This is a genomic window from Pseudomonas sp. IT-P176 (assembly GCF_949767245.1).
In the GTDB taxonomy this organism is placed as follows: Bacteria; Pseudomonadota; Gammaproteobacteria; order Pseudomonadales; family Pseudomonadaceae; genus Aquipseudomonas.
This window is the reverse complement of the sequence record NZ_CATKPN010000050.1, coordinates 39,685-54,269: the sequence shown is the minus strand read 5'-3', so window position 1 is coordinate 54,269 and position 14,585 is coordinate 39,685. Positions and strand designations below refer to the sequence as shown.

At 62.6% G+C, this 14,585-nt stretch carries 15 protein-coding genes; 9 read left to right on the top strand and 6 right to left on the bottom strand.

Translation table 11 applies throughout. The annotated features are described in order from the left end of the window. Positions 1-117: 117 nt before the first annotated feature. On the bottom strand, positions 118-684 hold the full coding sequence (locus ACM6IP_RS15195) for an NAD(P)H nitroreductase (protein ID WP_095170974.1): 567 nt from the start codon (positions 682-684) through the stop codon (positions 118-120). Positions 685-803: 119 nt separating this feature from the next. Here ACM6IP_RS15195 and ACM6IP_RS15190 point away from each other — a divergent pair, with 119 nt between their 5' ends. After that, on the top strand, positions 804-2,258 hold the full coding sequence (locus tag ACM6IP_RS15190; RefSeq protein ID WP_095170972.1) for a TrkH family potassium uptake protein: 1,455 nt from the start codon (positions 804-806) through the stop codon (positions 2,256-2,258). On the opposite strand, the gene ACM6IP_RS15185 is transcribed toward ACM6IP_RS15190, so the two are convergent. Continuing rightward, complete coding sequence (locus tag ACM6IP_RS15185; protein WP_095170971.1) at positions 2,215-3,276, bottom strand: AraC family transcriptional regulator; 1,062 nt, start codon at positions 3,274-3,276, stop codon at positions 2,215-2,217. The two genes, ACM6IP_RS15190 and ACM6IP_RS15185, sit on opposite strands and share 44 nt — an antisense overlap. A 161-nt stretch (positions 3,277-3,437) precedes the next feature. On the opposite strand from ACM6IP_RS15185, the gene ACM6IP_RS15180 reads away from it, so the two are divergent. Both ACM6IP_RS15180 and ACM6IP_RS15175 read left to right on the top strand, forming a co-directional pair. Next, on the top strand, positions 3,438-3,749 hold the full coding sequence (locus ACM6IP_RS15180) for a DUF962 domain-containing protein (RefSeq protein WP_159994334.1): 312 nt from the start codon (positions 3,438-3,440) through the stop codon (positions 3,747-3,749). Between the two features lie 98 nt (positions 3,750-3,847). Beyond that, positions 3,848-4,423, top strand: a complete 576-nt coding sequence (locus ACM6IP_RS15175) for an HD domain-containing protein (protein ID WP_159994332.1) — start codon at positions 3,848-3,850, stop codon at positions 4,421-4,423. Between the two features lie 131 nt (positions 4,424-4,554). On the opposite strand, the gene ACM6IP_RS15170 is transcribed toward ACM6IP_RS15175, so the two are convergent. Then, positions 4,555-5,370: a UDP-2,3-diacylglucosamine diphosphatase gene (locus tag ACM6IP_RS15170; RefSeq protein WP_095170967.1), complete on the bottom strand. Its 816-nt coding sequence runs from the start codon at positions 5,368-5,370 to the stop codon at positions 4,555-4,557. Between the two features lie 134 nt (positions 5,371-5,504). On the opposite strand from ACM6IP_RS15170, the gene ACM6IP_RS15165 reads away from it, so the two are divergent. Both ACM6IP_RS15165 and ACM6IP_RS15160 read left to right on the top strand, forming a co-directional pair. Continuing rightward, positions 5,505-6,263, top strand: coding sequence for an AraC family transcriptional regulator (locus ACM6IP_RS15165; protein WP_414861774.1), 759 nt, complete (start codon positions 5,505-5,507; stop codon positions 6,261-6,263). Positions 6,264-6,355: 92 nt separating this feature from the next. Beyond that, positions 6,356-7,249, top strand: a complete 894-nt coding sequence (locus tag ACM6IP_RS15160; protein ID WP_401130697.1) for a DMT family transporter — start codon at positions 6,356-6,358, stop codon at positions 7,247-7,249. Between the two features lie 9 nt (positions 7,250-7,258). Here ACM6IP_RS15160 and ACM6IP_RS15155 read toward each other — a convergent pair whose 3' ends face one another. Next, complete coding sequence (locus ACM6IP_RS15155; protein ID WP_095170962.1) at positions 7,259-7,543, bottom strand: SelT/SelW/SelH family protein; 285 nt, start codon at positions 7,541-7,543, stop codon at positions 7,259-7,261. 70 nt (positions 7,544-7,613) lie between these two features. Between ACM6IP_RS15155 and ACM6IP_RS15150 the strand changes: the two genes are divergently transcribed. Next, positions 7,614-9,803 carry a patatin-like phospholipase family protein gene (locus ACM6IP_RS15150; protein WP_414861773.1) on the top strand — a complete coding sequence of 730 codons (2,190 nt, stop codon included), beginning with the start codon at positions 7,614-7,616 and terminating at the stop codon, positions 9,801-9,803. 23 nt (positions 9,804-9,826) lie between these two features. Here ACM6IP_RS15150 and ACM6IP_RS15145 read toward each other — a convergent pair whose 3' ends face one another. Both ACM6IP_RS15145 and recQ read right to left on the bottom strand, forming a co-directional pair. Beyond that, a complete protein-coding gene (locus ACM6IP_RS15145) occupies positions 9,827-10,261 on the bottom strand; it encodes a MarR family transcriptional regulator (protein WP_095170958.1) in 435 nt (144 codons plus the stop codon). A gap of 118 nt (positions 10,262-10,379) precedes the next feature. Further along, positions 10,380-12,506, bottom strand: a complete 2,127-nt coding sequence (gene recQ / locus ACM6IP_RS15140; protein ID WP_095170957.1) for a DNA helicase RecQ — start codon at positions 12,504-12,506, stop codon at positions 10,380-10,382. A 301-nt stretch (positions 12,507-12,807) separates the two neighbouring features. Between recQ and ACM6IP_RS15135 the strand changes: the two genes are divergently transcribed. Genes ACM6IP_RS15135 through lapG form a run of 3 tightly spaced genes read left to right on the top strand, consistent with a single transcriptional unit; the run spans position 12,808 to position 14,567 of the window. Then, positions 12,808-13,395, top strand: coding sequence for a YecA family protein (locus ACM6IP_RS15135; RefSeq protein ID WP_095170955.1), 588 nt, complete (start codon positions 12,808-12,810; stop codon positions 13,393-13,395). Between the two features lie 40 nt (positions 13,396-13,435). Then, positions 13,436-13,801: a YbaN family protein gene (locus tag ACM6IP_RS15130; RefSeq protein ID WP_162530221.1), complete on the top strand. Its 366-nt coding sequence runs from the start codon at positions 13,436-13,438 to the stop codon at positions 13,799-13,801. Between the two features lie 58 nt (positions 13,802-13,859). Beyond that, a complete protein-coding gene (lapG, locus tag ACM6IP_RS15125; protein WP_414861772.1) occupies positions 13,860-14,567 on the top strand; it encodes a cysteine protease LapG in 708 nt (235 codons plus the stop codon). The last annotated feature ends 18 nt before the right edge of the window (positions 14,568-14,585 follow it).

Below are 14,585 nucleotides of genomic sequence, written 5' to 3'. Positions count from 1 at the left end.
TAAGAGCGTTTTGCTTACTTTTGCGCTGTTCAAAAGTGAGCCGCCGTCAGGCGGAACCATAGGAGGCCATTACCGCAGCAACGGATATGCCCCCAAAAGCCAAGATCAAATGAGCCTTCAGCCCTGGACCGACCAGGCGCTGACAAACTGCGACAGGTCGACCTTCTCGGCAACCCGTGGTTCTTTCTGCGGGGTACCCAGGTACAGGAAGGCAATCACCTCCTCCCCCTCGGCCAGGCCCAGGCCCTTGGCCACGTGCGCCGAGTACGCCAGCTCGCCAGTGCGCCATACCGCGCCGATCCCCTGGGCATAGGCCGCCAACAAAATCCCGTGGGCCGCGCAGCCCGCTGCCAGCAACTGTTCGGATTTCGGATACTTGGGATGATCCTGCAAACGCGCGATCACCACGACCACCAATGGTGCTCGAAGCGGTCCGTTGCGGGCCTTGTCCACCACCGCCTGCGGGGCTTCGGCATCCTGCAACAGCGCGGCCTGGGCCAGGATCTCGCCCAATTGCTCGCGTGCCTCACCTTCGACCGTCAAGAAACGCCACGGCTGCAGATGCCCGTGATCCGGCGCGCGCATGGCGGCGCCAAACAGCACTTCGCGTTGTTCGGCAGTCGGTGCCGGATCAAGCAAACGCGGAACGGAAACACGGTTGAGCAAAGCGTCGAGAGCCTGCATCGGCCACCTCCTGAAAAAAAGTTTGGCTATTCTAGCGGTAAGTGCCCACCGGATGCCGGTTTACATGCCCCGCCCCGCAGGTAGAATGGCGCCCTCCCACATCAGCCCGAGCGGACTTCATGGCGTTGCCGACCTTACGGATCATTGGTTTCATCATCGGCATCTTCCTGATCACCCTGTCTATCAGCATGGTTGTGCCGATGGCGACGCTGGTGATCTACGAACGCACCAACGACCTGCCCTCGTTCCTCTGGTCGAGCCTGATCACCTTTCTTGCCGGCCTGGCCCTGGTCATCCCCGGGCGCCCCGAGCATGTGCACCTGCGCCCGCGCGACATGTACCTGCTGACCGTCTCCAGCTGGGTGGTGGTGTGTATCTTTGCCGCGCTGCCGTTCCTGTTGACCCAGCACATCAGCTACACCGACTCGTTTTTCGAAAGCATGTCCGGCATCACCGCCACCGGCGCGACTGTACTCAGTGGCCTGGACAACATGTCTCCGGGCATCCTGATGTGGCGCTCGCTGTTGCACTGGCTGGGCGGGATCGGCTTTATCGGCATGGCAGTAGCGATTCTGCCGCTGCTGCGCATTGGTGGCATGCGACTGTTCCAGACCGAATCCTCGGACCGCTCGGAAAAGGTCATGCCGCGCTCGCACATGGTGGCGCGCCTGATCGTTGCCGCCTATGTCGGGATCACCATTCTTGGCAGCCTGGCGTTCTGGTGGGCTGGGATGACGCCGTTCGATGCCATCAACCACGCGATGTCGGCGATTTCCACCGGTGGTTTCTCCACCTCCGACCAGTCCCTGGCGAAATGGACCGCACCGGCGGTGCACTGGGTCGCGGTGGTGATCATGATTCTCGGCAGCCTGCCGTTCACCCTGTATGTGGCGACCTTGCGCGGCAATCGCCGGGCGCTGATCAAGGACCAACAGGTCCAGGGGCTGCTGGGCATGCTGCTGGTTACCTGGCTGGTCCTGGGGACCTGGTATTGGTGGACCACCAACCTGCACTGGCTCGACGCCTTGCGCCACGTGGCGCTGAACGTCACGTCCGTGGTCACTACCACCGGCTTTGCGCTGGGGGACTACAGCCTGTGGGGCAACTTCTCGCTGATGTTGTTCTTCTACCTGGGTTTTGTCGGCGGGTGCTCGGGTTCAACCGCCGGCGGGATCAAGATCTTTCGTTTCCAGGTCGCCTATATCCTGCTCAAGGCCAACCTGAACCAATTGATTCACCCGCGTGCGGTGATCAAACAGAAGTACAACGGCCATCGCCTCGATGAAGAGATCGTGCGTTCGATCCTGACCTTCTCGTTCTTTTTCGCCATCACCATCTGCGTCATCGCCCTGTTGCTGTCGCTGCTCGGCGTGGACTGGATGACCGCCCTGACCGGCGCGGCCAGCACCGTTTCCGGGGTTGGCCCAGGCCTGGGCGAAACCATTGGCCCGGCCGGCAACTTCGCCACCCTGCCCGATGCCGCCAAGTGGATTCTCTCGGTGGGCATGCTGCTCGGACGGCTGGAGATCATCACCGTGTTTGTGCTGTGTATTCCGGCGTTCTGGCGTCACTGAGGACTTTCGGCGAGTCGACCAGGCGCAGCCGGTATTCACCGGGTGTGCTGTCGAACCAACGGCGGAAAGCACGGAAGAAGTTGCTCGGATCGGCGAACCCCAGCAGGTAGGCAATTTCCAGCAGGGTCATGCTCGGTTGCGCCAGGTACTGCTCGGCCAGTTCGCGGCGGGTATCGTCGAGCAGCGTCTGAAAGCTCGTGCCCTCTTCCTGCAGGCGCCGCTGCAAGGTGCGCTGGGACAGATGCAGGGTTTGCGCCACGGTGTCGCGCTTGGGCTCGCCCTGGGGCAACAGGCGACAGAGCACCTGCCGGGCCTTGTGGGTCACCCGGCTTTCGGAAAATCGCGCCAGGTATTCACCGGCAAACCGGTCATGCAGCACCGCCATGGCCTCATTGGCGGTAGGCAGCGGTGCCTCCATGTCTGCCCGTTCGAAGATCAACGCATCGTAGGGCGCATCAAATTCCAGCGGGGCATGGAAGGCTTCCTTGTAAGGCGCAAGATTCAGCGGCAGCGCGCCCTGGAATAGCACCTTGCGCGGTTGCAAGGTACGTCCGGTCAGCCAGCCGCACAGGCCCAGGGCACAGGCCAGCGAGGCTTCGGCGCTTTGCCGGGTCGGTGGCAGATGGTCGCCGTGCACCGTCAGGATCAGTGCATAACCTTCGGGTAGCAGGCGAAAGCTCAGGTCAGCACTTTCGGCAATGATCCGCTGATAACGCACCAGGCGCTGAAATCCTTCGGCCAGGGTCTGGCTGGACATCAATGCATAGCCGGCGACATGAAAGGACGCCGGGCGCACCACCTTGCCCATGTTCAGGCCAATCGCCGGATTGCCGGACAGCTCGACCGCCAGCTGCCAGAGCCGGGTCATGGAGTCCTGTGGAAAACGCGCATCGGGATCGTCCAGCGCTGCAAAGTCCAGCCCCAACTGCTGGAACAGGGCCCGGCAATCCAGGCCGTCCATTTCCAGTGCCTTGACAATCCCCATCGCCCAGCTTGCAGAAGTCGTTCGTTCGCTCATGGGATTTTCTTACTTGATAAGTCGCGTTTCACGGCCGATTTCCCAAGGATACTAATGTGGCGCCTATTGTCACTGGCCGATGCCAATGATCACTCTAGACTCAATTAAGCTGCCCGTTGCACATCCGCTTGGCCATACCGTCCTTCACAGAGATTGCAGTCGTGGAAAACGTCAGACGATTCAACAGCTTCGCCGAGTTTTACCCCTATTACCTCGACGAACACAGCAACAGCACTTGCCGACGACTGCACTTTATCGGGACCACCCTGGTGATTTTCATTTTTGCCCTGGCCATTGCCAAGGGCGCTTTCCTGTTGTTGCTGGCACTGCCACTGGCCGGCTACAGCTTCGCCTGGGCAGGGCATTTCTTCTATGAGAAGAACCGTCCAGCAACCTTCCAGCACCCGCTCTACAGCCTGCTCGGCGATTTTGTCATGTACCGCGACATGATCGTCGGCAAGGTGCCGTTCTAGGCCCGCCGGGCCATCAAGCCGTCCTGCGCGGCCACTGTGCGCCCGCAGCCAGGCCTTACACTCAGACTCATCCCGGCAAGAGAACAAGAGGATAGCCGATGAATGCCCACGCCCGTTTCACCCACATGAAAGACGGTACGCAGGAAGACTGGAGCATCATCGCGGCCGACTTCAGCGCCTACGCCAAGCAGTTGCCAGGCCGGATCGTGGCGCACCTGAAATTGCTCGAGGGTGATTTTGGCGGCTTTCCCGTGGACCGCTTGACCCACTCCCTGCAAACCGCCAGCCGGGCCTGGCGTGACGGGCGTGATGAGGAGTACGTGCTGTGCGCGCTGCTGCACGACATTGGCGACACCCTCGGCAGCTACAACCACCCGGACATTGCCGCGGCCATCCTCAAGCCTTTTGTCAGTGCCGAGAACCTGTGGATGGTGGAACAGCACGGGATCTTCCAGGGTTACTACTTCTTCCATCACCTGGGCATGGACCGACACCTGCGCGAGCAGTTCAGCGAACACCCGCAGTACCGCCAGACTATCGAGTTCTGCGCCAAATACGACGCCGCGGCGTTTGACCCCAGCTATGACACCCTGCCCCTGAGCTTCTTCGAGCCGATGATGGAACGCCTGTTCGCCCGGCCGAAAAACTCCATCTACAGCGCGGCGATGGTGTAGGAGCGAGCTTGCTCCGGGCGGCGTTCCGACGATAGCGGTATGTCAGTCCTCCTCGGTGGTGAATGTGCCGGCCTCATCGCGGGCAAGCCCGCTCCCACGGAGACTGGGTTGTTTACAGACAACGAGCGGGGTCAGGCCGGTTCGGCGACCTTGATGGCATTGAGTTGTGCCTCGCGCGCCTGGGCATCGGCCAGGCGGTACAGTTCGATCGTGCCGTCCCAATGTTCGATCAGCGCGGTGCAGGACTCCACCCAATCGCCACAATTGAGGTAATCCACCTCGCCCACCTTGCGGATCTCGGCGTGGTGGATGTGCCCGCACACCACCCCGTGCAGCCCGCGCTTGACGCACTCGTGGGCAATCGCCTGTTCAAAATCGCTGATAAAGCTGACCGCCGTCTTGACCTTGTGCTTGAGGTACGCCGACAACGACCAGTAACCGTAGCCATAGCGGGCACGCCAGTGGTTGAGCCAGCGGTTGAGGGTCAGGGTGAGTTCGTAGGCCCAGTCCCCGAGGAACGCCAACCAGCGGTGATAACGGGTAATCACGTCGAACTGATCACCATGGATCACCAACAGATGCCGCCCATCGGCCGTGACGTGGATCGCCTCGTCCACCAACTGGATATTGCCCAGGATCAACCGGGAGTAGCGCCGCAGGAACTCGTCGTGATTGCCGGTGACATAGATCACCTCGGTCCCACGCTTGCTCATGGTCAGCAGGCGCCGGATTACGTTGGTGTGCGCCTGGGGCCAGTACATGCCACTGCGCAGCTTCCAGCCATCGATGATGTCGCCGACCAGGTACACCTTGTCGGCGTGATAGCCCTTGAGAAACTGCGACAGATGCTCGGCCTGACAATCCCGAGTGCCCAGGTGCACATCGGAAATCCATAAGGTGCGCACGCGTTGTTTACGGCTGGGCTTGGCGAGTTCGGCACGGGTCATGGGCAACCTCTGCGAGAGTTTTCGCAAGCTTGCACCGCAGCGATTAATGGCCCATGACACAAATACGCCAATCCGATGACAGCCCGGAACAGGACCCAGCCGGTGTAAACTGCGGTCCTGCCCAGGAGACCGTGATGAGACCGATCCTCACGCTACGCCAATACAGCCACGACCTGATCGTCCACAGCCACGACCACGCACAACTGGTGTTCGGCCTGTCGGGCGCACTCGATTTCGAGGTCGGCGGCCAGGGTAGCCAAGTGCAGCAACAGAGTTTTGTGGTGATCCCCCAAGGCGCCCATCATGCCTGCGGCAGCCCGAAAGGCAGCCGCTGCCTGGTGCTCGACGTGCCAAGTGAACAATGGCTGGTGCAATCGTTGGGTGAGCACGCCGAGGCCAGTCGGCGCCTGCTCGACACCCCGGGCCGGCTGCCGCTCGATGCCGGGCAGAGCCAACTGGTGAGCTGGCTGGCCAGCAGTCCGGTGCAGGATCCGCTGATTGCCCAGCAAGGCGCGATTTTGCTGTTGGCCAGTCTCAACAGTGCGGCGCCACACCAGGTCGCCAGCAAACGCTTGCCCTACGCCGCCCTCAATGGGCACATCGACCAGTACGCCGCCTACCCGCTGCAAGTCGCTGACCTGGCCCGAATCGCAGGATTGTCCAGCGCCCGGCTGCATGCCCGGTTCGTCGCCGAGTGCGGGCAGACCCCGATGGACTATATCCGCAGTCGGCGCCTGCATATCGCGGTCAAGTTGCTGCGCGAAACCGCGCTGCCCATCGGTGAGGTCGCCTGCCGGGTCGGCTATGCCTCGCAAAGCGCGTTCGCCGCTGCGGTGCTGCGCGAATTCGGCTCATCCCCCGGCACGTTGCGACGCACGGTGAACGAACGCTAGGCTGGCGCTAGAAAACGCGAGTCTGGCGACAGACAGCCCCGCACTTGGCGCGCTTCAATAGCAAGACTGCGTTCTTCTGTTTAAGGATTGAAATGACTCCCCGTTCCGCCCTTGGCGCCCTGCACATCGGTGCACTGATGTTTGGCCTGACCGGTGTCCTCGGCAAACTCGCCGCCGCCTCCCCCGCCATCATCGTCTTCGGCCGCGCGACCTTTGCCGTGCTCGCCCTGGCATTTTTTGCGCGGTTCGCCAGCAGCACCGGCTGGCGCCAACTGCAGGCCCGGGATCTGCGCCGCCTGTTGCTCAGCGGCCTGTTGCTGGCCGGGCACTGGGTGAGTTTCTTCATTGCGGTCAAGGTTGCCGGCGTGGCGATTGCCACCCTGGGTTTCGCCAGCTTCCCGGCGTTTACCGTGATCCTCGAAGGGCTGATTTTCCGCGAACGGATTCGCCTCAACGAAATCCTCCTGGTGCTGCTGGTGAGCATCGGCCTGGTGTTGGTGACCCCGGATTTCGACCTGGCCAGCCAAGCCACCAGCGGCCTGCTCTGGTCGGTTGCGTCAGGCTTGCTGTTCTCCTTGCTGTCGCTGACCAACCGCGCCAGCGCTGGGCGCATTCCGCCGGTGCAGGCGGCGCTGTGCCAGAACGTGGTGGTTGCGTTGTGCCTGTTGCCGGTGGCCGCGCCGGGGCTGAGCGAAGTTCGCGCCCTCGACTGGCTGTGGATCGGCCTGCTCGGGGTGTTCTGCACCGGCCTGGCCCATAGCCTGTTCGTCGCCAGCCTGGCGGTGATCAAGGCACGCACGGCGGCGGTGGTGTTTGCCCTGGAGCCGGTCTACGGGATCAGCGTGGCCTGGCTGCTGTTCAACGAAAACCCCAGCCTGCGCATGCTCCTGGGAGGCGCGCTGATCATTATCGCCATCGTCGCCTCCAGCCTGCTGGGCAGCCGCAGCACCGGACCCAAGCCCCGCCAGGTGGCGAGTGCCCAGTGAGCGTCGCGCTCAACTGCGATCGTTGTGGCCCAGGTCGCGCTGCGGATCGATCTGGTCGCGCAGCCGCTGCTTGAGCACCTTGGCTTCGGGGAAACCGCCGTCAGCCTTGCGCTCCCAGATCTGCACGTCGTCACAGGTAATCTGGAACACCCCGCCGGTGCCGGGCACCAATGACACTTTGCCCAGCTCGTCACTGAAGGTGCTGAGCAGTTCCTGAGCCAGCCAGGCGGCGCGCAGCAGCCATTGGCATTGCGTGCAATAGGTGATGACCACTTCCGGTTTACGGGCAGACATGGTTTGCGAGACTCCTGAGTTCGATGGCGTCGCTATAATAGCCGCCTTTACCGCTCACCCGAGATACCCGATGCGCCGCCTGCTGTCCTGCCTGCTTCTGTGTTTACTGCCCTTGTGCGTCGTGGCGGCTGAAAGCCCACGACCGAAAATCGGCCTGGTCCTGTCCGGCGGCGCTGCCCGCGGGCTGGCCCACATTGGGGTGCTCAAGGCGCTGGAAGAACAAGGTATCCATATCGATGCCATCGCCGGCACCAGCATGGGCGCAGTGATCGGTGGGCTGTATGCCTCAGGGTACAAGGTCGATGAGCTGGAAAAGCTGGCGCTGGGGATTGACTGGCAACAGGCGCTGTCGGACGCCCCGCCGCGGGCCGACGTGCCGTTTCGACGCAAACAGGACGACCGCGATTTCCTGGTCAAACAGAAACTGAGCTTTCGCGACGACGGCAGCCTCGGCCTGCCTCTGGGCGTGATCCAGGGGCAGAACCTGGCACTGCTGCTGGAAAGCCTGCTGGCCCACGCCAGTGATACCCGTGACTTCGACAAGCTGCCGATTCCGTTCCGCGCCGTGGCCACCGATATCGCCAGCGGCGAAAAGGTGGTGTTCCGCAAGGGCCACTTGCCCCAGGTGATCCGCGCGAGCATGTCGATCCCGGCGGTGTTCGCCCCGGTCGAACTCGACGGCCGGCTGCTGGTGGACGGCGGCATGACCGACAATATCCCGCTGGACGTGGCCCGCGAGATGGGCGTCGATATCGCCATCGTGGTCGACATCGGCACCCCGCTGCGCAGCCGTAAACAACTGACAACCGTGGTCGATGTGCTGAACCAGTCGATCACCCTGATGACCCGCAGCAACTCCGAAGAACAACTGGCGACCCTGCACCCCGATGATGTGCTGGTCCAGCCGGCCCTGGCCAGCTTCGGCGTGACCGACTTCGGCAAGGCCCAGGAAATGATCGACGCCGGTTACCGCGCCACGCGCATCCTCGATGCCCGCCTGGCCCGCCTGCGCCCCACTGACACGGTGGATGCCGAACTGACGGCCGCCCGCGCACCCGGTCAGCGCACCCCGATCATTACCGCGATCAAGGTCGAAAACGATTCGAAAGTCGGCGATGACGTGATCCGCTACTACATCCGCCAGCACATCGGCGAACCACTGGATATGGGCCGGCTGCAGACCGACATGGGCACCCTGTATGGCCTGGATTACTTCGAGCAGGTGCAGTACCGGGTGGTCCACAAGGGCGCGGACAACACCCTGGTGATCCGTGCGCGCGGCAAGCGCACCGGCACCGACTACCTGCGCCTGGGGCTAAACCTGTCCGACGACATGGAAGGCGACAGCGCCTTCAACATCGGCGCCAGTTACCGCATGAACGGCATCAACCGCCTCGGCGCCGAGTGGCTGACCCGGGTGCAGATCGGCGACCAGCAGGAGCTGTACAGTGAGTTCTATCAACCCCTGGACGTGGGCTCGCGCTACTTCATTGCGCCTTATGCGGCGATCGAGTCGCAGAACGTCGACGCCATCCTCGACAACGACCCGGTGGCCGAGTACCGCCTGGAGCGCTACGGCTTTGGCCTGAACGTCGGGCGGCAGATCGGCAACAGTGGCGAGATCCGCCTGGGGGTCGGCGAGGCCTGGGGCAAGGCGGACGTGCGTATCGGCGACCAGGACCTGCCCAGCGAAAGCTTCAATGAAGGGTTCTATGAGCTCAAGTACTCGTTCGACTCGCTGGATAATGTCTACTTCCCCCACGCGGGTGAAGACATCGGCCTGTCATTCCGTGAGTTCGAGCCGGAACTGGGCTCGGACCAGCGCTATCGCCAGTGGGAGTTCAAACTGGACAAGGCCTTGAGTTTCGGCCCGGACACCTACATCCTCGGCGGTCGCTACGGACGCACCCTGGACCAGGCCAATGTGGTGACTTCCAGCTTCCTGCTGGGCGGTGCGCGGCAACTCTCGGGCTTTCGCGAGGACTCGATCTCCGGCCAGAACGTCAGCCTGGCCCGGGCAGTCTATTACCGGCGCCTGACCCCGCGCGCCTACCTGCCACTGGACTTCCCGCTGTACGCCGGCGGCTCGCTGGAACGCGGCCGGGCGTGGAACAACGACAACGAGTTCGACAGCGGCTACATCAACGCCGTCAGCATATTCCTGGGTTTTGATACGCCACTGGGGCCGCTGAACTTCAGCTACGGGTTCAACGACGATGACGAACAGGCGATCTACATGAACCTGGGGCAGACCTTCTAATCAGGTGCGGGTGCCCCCGGGCCTCAGGGTTTTTCCAGGTTTGCCAGGATGCGCCCGTGGACACGCATGCACAATGCCAGTTCGGCTTCGTCCACGCCCTCGAACAGTTCCTGGCGCAGTGCGTTGGCGATGGTTTCGATTTGTTCGATCAACGGGCGGGCGGTGTCACACAGGACAATTTTTTTCGCCCGGCGGTCTTCCACCACTGCCTGGCGTTGCACCAGCCCCTGGCTTTCCAGGCTGTCGAGCAGTCGGGCCAGGGTGGGACCTTCAACACCCACGCTTTGTGCCAATTCCCGCTGGGTCGGCGCGTCTTCGAAACGGGCCAGGTGCAGCAGCACCAACCAGCGCGCCTGGGACAGACCGAGCCCGGCAAGGCGGCGATCCAGTTCGGCGCGCCAGCCACGAGACATTTGCGCCAACTGCATGCCAAAACGGTGTTGTTCGGTTAACGACATAAAGAACTCATGATTAGACTGAAATAGGATGAAACTAATTATTAGTCAGCTAAGCATGACCCTTGATACGAAGCAAGGGTGACTCTGTACTGAATCGTTACATCTTGCGAAGTGTTGCTCAGATCTCGAATTCCGACTGCAAGGCCGCGCGGACGCAGTACAGGACACCCTCAGGCACCCGACCGACAAACAACGGTGCGATCTCTGCCACCGGCGGCAATTCGCCCTCGCCGTCGAGGAACGCGTCCTGGATTTCGCCCAACAGGTCTTCGGGCAGATCCAGTGCCTGCTCCAGGGACAACTGCTGTTTGCCAATGGCTTCCGCCAGCAGGGTATAGACGTTTTTTTCCGAACATTGCAGTTGGCCGGCAATCTGCAGCGGGGTCATGCCCGCGCGTGCCAGGGTGATCAGTTCGTGGCGCAGGTCGGCCACCACCTTCGGCGCCTCCGCCTGGCCGCCGAGCACTTCGAGGAACGCCTCGCCATAACGCTCGAGTTTGCGGGCACCGACCCCGCTGACCCGGGCCATTTCCGCCAGGGTGCCGGGCTGGCTGCGAAGCATTTCCAGCAGGGTCGAGTCCGGGAAGATGACATAGGGCGGCACGCCATGCTCTTCGGCGAGTTTGCGCCGCAGGGCGCGCAAGGCTTCCCACTGTTCGCGCTCTTCGCCGCGTACCAGTTGGCTGGCATGGCTGGAGCTGCTCTTGGCGGTGGTTTGCGGTTTCAGGTCGCGGCGCAGCTCCAGGGTCACTTCGCCCTTGAGCAGCGGTCGGCAACTGTCGCTCAGGCGCAGGCCGCCGTAGCCTTCGAGGTCGATGTCGGCCAGGCCACGGGCCACCAGCTGGCGGAACAACGAGCGCCACTCGCCTTCCGCCCGCCCCTTGCCGACGCCAAACACCGACAGGTGTTGATGCCCGGCACCGCGGACCTTCTCGTTGTCCTTGCCCAGCAGCACCTCCACCAGATGGCCGACGCCATAACGCTGGCCAGTCCGGTAGATGGCCGACAGCGCCTGGCGCGCCGGTTCGGTGGCGTCCCAGGTTTGCACGCCGTCGACGCAGTTGTCGCAGTGGCCGCAGGGTTGCGGCATGTCTTCGTCGAAGTAGGCCAGCAGGGTCTGCCGGCGGCAGCGGGTCTCTTCACACAGCGAGAGCATGGCATCGAGCTTGTGCTGCTCCAGGCGCTTGTGACGCTCGTCGCCCTCGGAGTTCTGCAGCATTTGCTTGAGCATCACCACGTCCTGCAGGCCGTAGGCCATCCAGGCATCTGCCGGCAGGCCATCACGGCCGCCACGACCGGTTTCCTGGTAGTACGCTTCGAGGGACTTGGGCAAGTCCAGGTGCGCGACGAACCGCACGTTGGGCTTGTCGATACCCATGCCGAACGCCACGGTCGCGACCATGATCAGGCCTTCCTCGTTGAGGAAGCGCTTCTGGTTATGGGCTCGGGTTTCGTTGGGCAGGCCGGCGTGATACGGCAGCGCCGGGAAGCCCTGCTCACTGAGGAACACCGCCACTTCGTCGACTTTCTTGCGCGACAGGCAGTAGACGATGCCGGCATCGCTGCGGCGTTCGGCGAGGAACGCCAGCAACTGCTTGCGCGGCTGCTCCTTGGGGACGATGCGGTAGAAGATGTTCGGTCGGTCGAAGCTCGACAGGAATCGTTCGGCGTCCTGCAAATGCAGACGGTCGACGATTTCTTCGCGGGTGCGCTTGTCGGCGGTAGCGGTCAGGGCGATACGCGGAACGTTGGGGAACAGTTCGGCCAACTGGCCCAGCTGCAAGTACTCGCGGCGGAAGTCGTGGCCCCATTGCGACACACAGTGGGCTTCGTCGATGGCGAACAGGGCGATTTCCAGGCTCTGCAGGAAGGCCAGCATCCGCGGCTGGACCAGGCGTTCCGGCGCCAAGTACAGCATCTTCACTTCGCCACGCTTGATCCGCGTCGCCAGGTCACGCTGCTGCTCGGCGCTCAAGGTGGAGTTGAGTGACGCCGCGGCCACACCCAGCTCTTCCAGGGTGGCGACTTGATCGTCCATCAGGGCGATCAACGGCGAAACCACCACTGCCAACCCTTCGCGCAACAGGGCCGGGACCTGGAAACACAAGGACTTGCCGCCACCGGTAGGCATCAGGACCAGGGCGTCGCCACCGCTGGCCACGCGCTCAATAATGGCACCCTGGCGGCCACGGAAACTGTCGTAGCCGAAGATGTCCTTGAGGACGCGTTGAGCCTGTTCGAGCATGGAAAACTCCGATGGGTGCTGAATATCCCTGGATGCAGGCTGGATCAAAACACCGAGTAGTTCACGGACAGATCCGTTAGCGGATTTGTCCGCAGTGCGCGGGCAGCTGCAGGGCATGCAAAACGCGCGAGTATACCCGAGCCCTGCCCGGCAATGGACACCACTGACGAATAGCCGCCTTTGATCGCCCCATATCCTTATCCAGCAGCTGCCGATTGTGGGCAAATCCGCCGCGCGGCTGGCCTGAGCGCTCAAGAACGCCTAGAATTGTTCATCGTATATTCCCAAGGTAGCCCCCCTAATGTCCTTCGCTGAGCAACTAACCCGCCTGCAAGCCTTCCTCGACGCCGACGAGCTGCATGACGAGGCGCTGGACTACGTGGCCGCCCACGGCTATCTGACCGCCCTGTCGATCTGTTCGGAAACCGTGCCGGACCGCGAATGGATCGACGCCCTGTTCGCCGAAGAACCGCACTACAGCAGCGACGCCCAGCGCGAAGAAATCGAAGCGACCTTGCTGGCCCTCAAGGCCCACATCGCTCGCCAACTGGCGGCCGATGAAGAATTCGAGCTGCCGTGCGACCTCGACCTCGGCGAAGAGCCGGACGACTCCGACCTGCGTGGCTGGTGCATCGGCTTCATGGAAGGGGTGTTCCTGCGCGAAGAAGCCTGGTTCGAAACCGCCGAAGACGAAGTCAGCGAAATGCTCCTGCCGATCATGGTTGGTTCGGGTCTGTTCGACGAGCAGCCGGAGTTCTCCGACATCGCCGCCGACGCCAACCTGATGGACGACATGATCGTCCAGATCCCGGAAGCCCTGACCGCGCTGTACCTGCTGTGCAACGCCCCTGACGAAAAACCGGCGATCCTCAAGCCTCGTCACCACTGAGTCCCTGCCTGTGGCTGATCCCATAGGCAACCGCTCCCTGATGCTGCGCTACGTGCTCCTGGCCATCGGCTGGTTGAGCGTAGCGTTGGGAGTGATCGGCATCTTCCTGCCTGTCCTGCCCACCACCCCGTTCCTGCTGCTGGCGGCCGCCTGTTTTGCCCGCAGTTCGCCGCGTTTCTACCAGTGGCTGGTGCAGCACCCGCGCCTCGGCCCCTGGATCCGCGACTACCTGGACGGCAATGGTATTCCCCTCAAGGGCAAGGTCTACGCCATTGGCCTGATGTGGTTGAGCATCGGCCTGTCGTGCTACCTGGTGCCCCTGCCGTGGGCTCGTGGCTTCATGCTGACCAGCGCGGTGCTGGTGACGGTGTACATCCTGCGCCAGAAAACCCTGCCCAGGACCTGAGCCCGCCCCGCGGAAAATATCGCCTAGACTTCACCCATCTGCATTTGAGCAGCCAGACATGTCCCGCAGTCGGCGTCGCCCAGGATGGTCAACGCTCCGACTTTGGCTCGGCGGATGGCTGCTGTTGAGCGTTTTTTGGCTGACAGGGCTAGGCAATGTCCGGGCGAACTGGAATTTCGCCCAGATCCTGCAAACGGCCGAGCAACGCTACGGCCCTCTGGGCAGCGCCCAGGGACGGATCGAGGCATGGAACCAGATGCTGCAAGGCGAAACCCGACAACCCGAACGCGAGCAGCTGACCGCCGTCAATCGCTTCTTCAACCAGCAATTGAGCTTTCGCGACGACACTCGCATTTGGCGCCAGACTGATTATTGGGCAACCCCCATCGAATCCCTGGTCAAGGGTGCCGGCGACTGCGAAGACTACGCCCTGGCCAAGTATTTCAGCCTGCGCAACCTCGGCGTGCCCAGTGAAAAACTGCGCATTACCTACGTCAAGGCCCTGACCCGCAATCAGGCGCACATGGTGCTGACCTACTACGCCACCCCCAGCGCCGACCCGCTGGTGCTCGACAACCTGATCAGCGACATCCGCCCCGCCTCGAACCGCAAGGACCTGCTGCCGGTGTACGCCTTCAATGCCGAAGGCCTGTACATGCCGGGGGCGGACGGCGGCAAACGCAAAGGCGACGCCAAGCGCCTGTCACGCTGGCAGGATGTGCTGCAGAAGATGCAGGCCGAAGGTTTTGCCGTGGGCGACGGCTAACATCGCCGATCAACAAGG

Excerpts from the sequence above, each read along its gene's own strand:
- ACM6IP_RS15195 (WP_095170974.1), bottom strand. The coding sequence starts at position 684 with ATGCAGGCTCTCGACGCTTTGCTCAACCGTGTTTCCGTTCCGCGTTTG.
- ACM6IP_RS15190 (WP_095170972.1), top strand. The coding sequence starts at position 804 with ATGGCGTTGCCGACCTTACGGATCATTGGTTTCATCATCGGCATCTTC.
- ACM6IP_RS15185 (WP_095170971.1), bottom strand. The coding sequence starts at position 3,276 with ATGAGCGAACGAACGACTTCTGCAAGCTGGGCGATGGGGATTGTCAAG.
- ACM6IP_RS15175 (WP_159994332.1), top strand. The coding sequence starts at position 3,848 with ATGAATGCCCACGCCCGTTTCACCCACATGAAAGACGGTACGCAGGAA.
- ACM6IP_RS15170 (WP_095170967.1), bottom strand. The coding sequence starts at position 5,370 with ATGACCCGTGCCGAACTCGCCAAGCCCAGCCGTAAACAACGCGTGCGC.
- ACM6IP_RS15165 (WP_414861774.1), top strand. The coding sequence starts at position 5,505 with ATGAGACCGATCCTCACGCTACGCCAATACAGCCACGACCTGATCGTC.
- ACM6IP_RS15160 (WP_401130697.1), top strand. The coding sequence starts at position 6,356 with ATGACTCCCCGTTCCGCCCTTGGCGCCCTGCACATCGGTGCACTGATG.
- ACM6IP_RS15155 (WP_095170962.1), bottom strand. The coding sequence starts at position 7,543 with ATGTCTGCCCGTAAACCGGAAGTGGTCATCACCTATTGCACGCAATGC.
- ACM6IP_RS15150 (WP_414861773.1), top strand. The coding sequence starts at position 7,614 with ATGCGCCGCCTGCTGTCCTGCCTGCTTCTGTGTTTACTGCCCTTGTGC.
- ACM6IP_RS15145 (WP_095170958.1), bottom strand. The coding sequence starts at position 10,261 with ATGTCGTTAACCGAACAACACCGTTTTGGCATGCAGTTGGCGCAAATG.
- recQ (WP_095170957.1), bottom strand. The coding sequence starts at position 12,506 with ATGCTCGAACAGGCTCAACGCGTCCTCAAGGACATCTTCGGCTACGAC.
- ACM6IP_RS15135 (WP_095170955.1), top strand. The coding sequence starts at position 12,808 with ATGTCCTTCGCTGAGCAACTAACCCGCCTGCAAGCCTTCCTCGACGCC.
- ACM6IP_RS15130 (WP_162530221.1), top strand. The coding sequence starts at position 13,436 with ATGCTGCGCTACGTGCTCCTGGCCATCGGCTGGTTGAGCGTAGCGTTG.
- lapG (WP_414861772.1), top strand. The coding sequence starts at position 13,860 with ATGTCCCGCAGTCGGCGTCGCCCAGGATGGTCAACGCTCCGACTTTGG.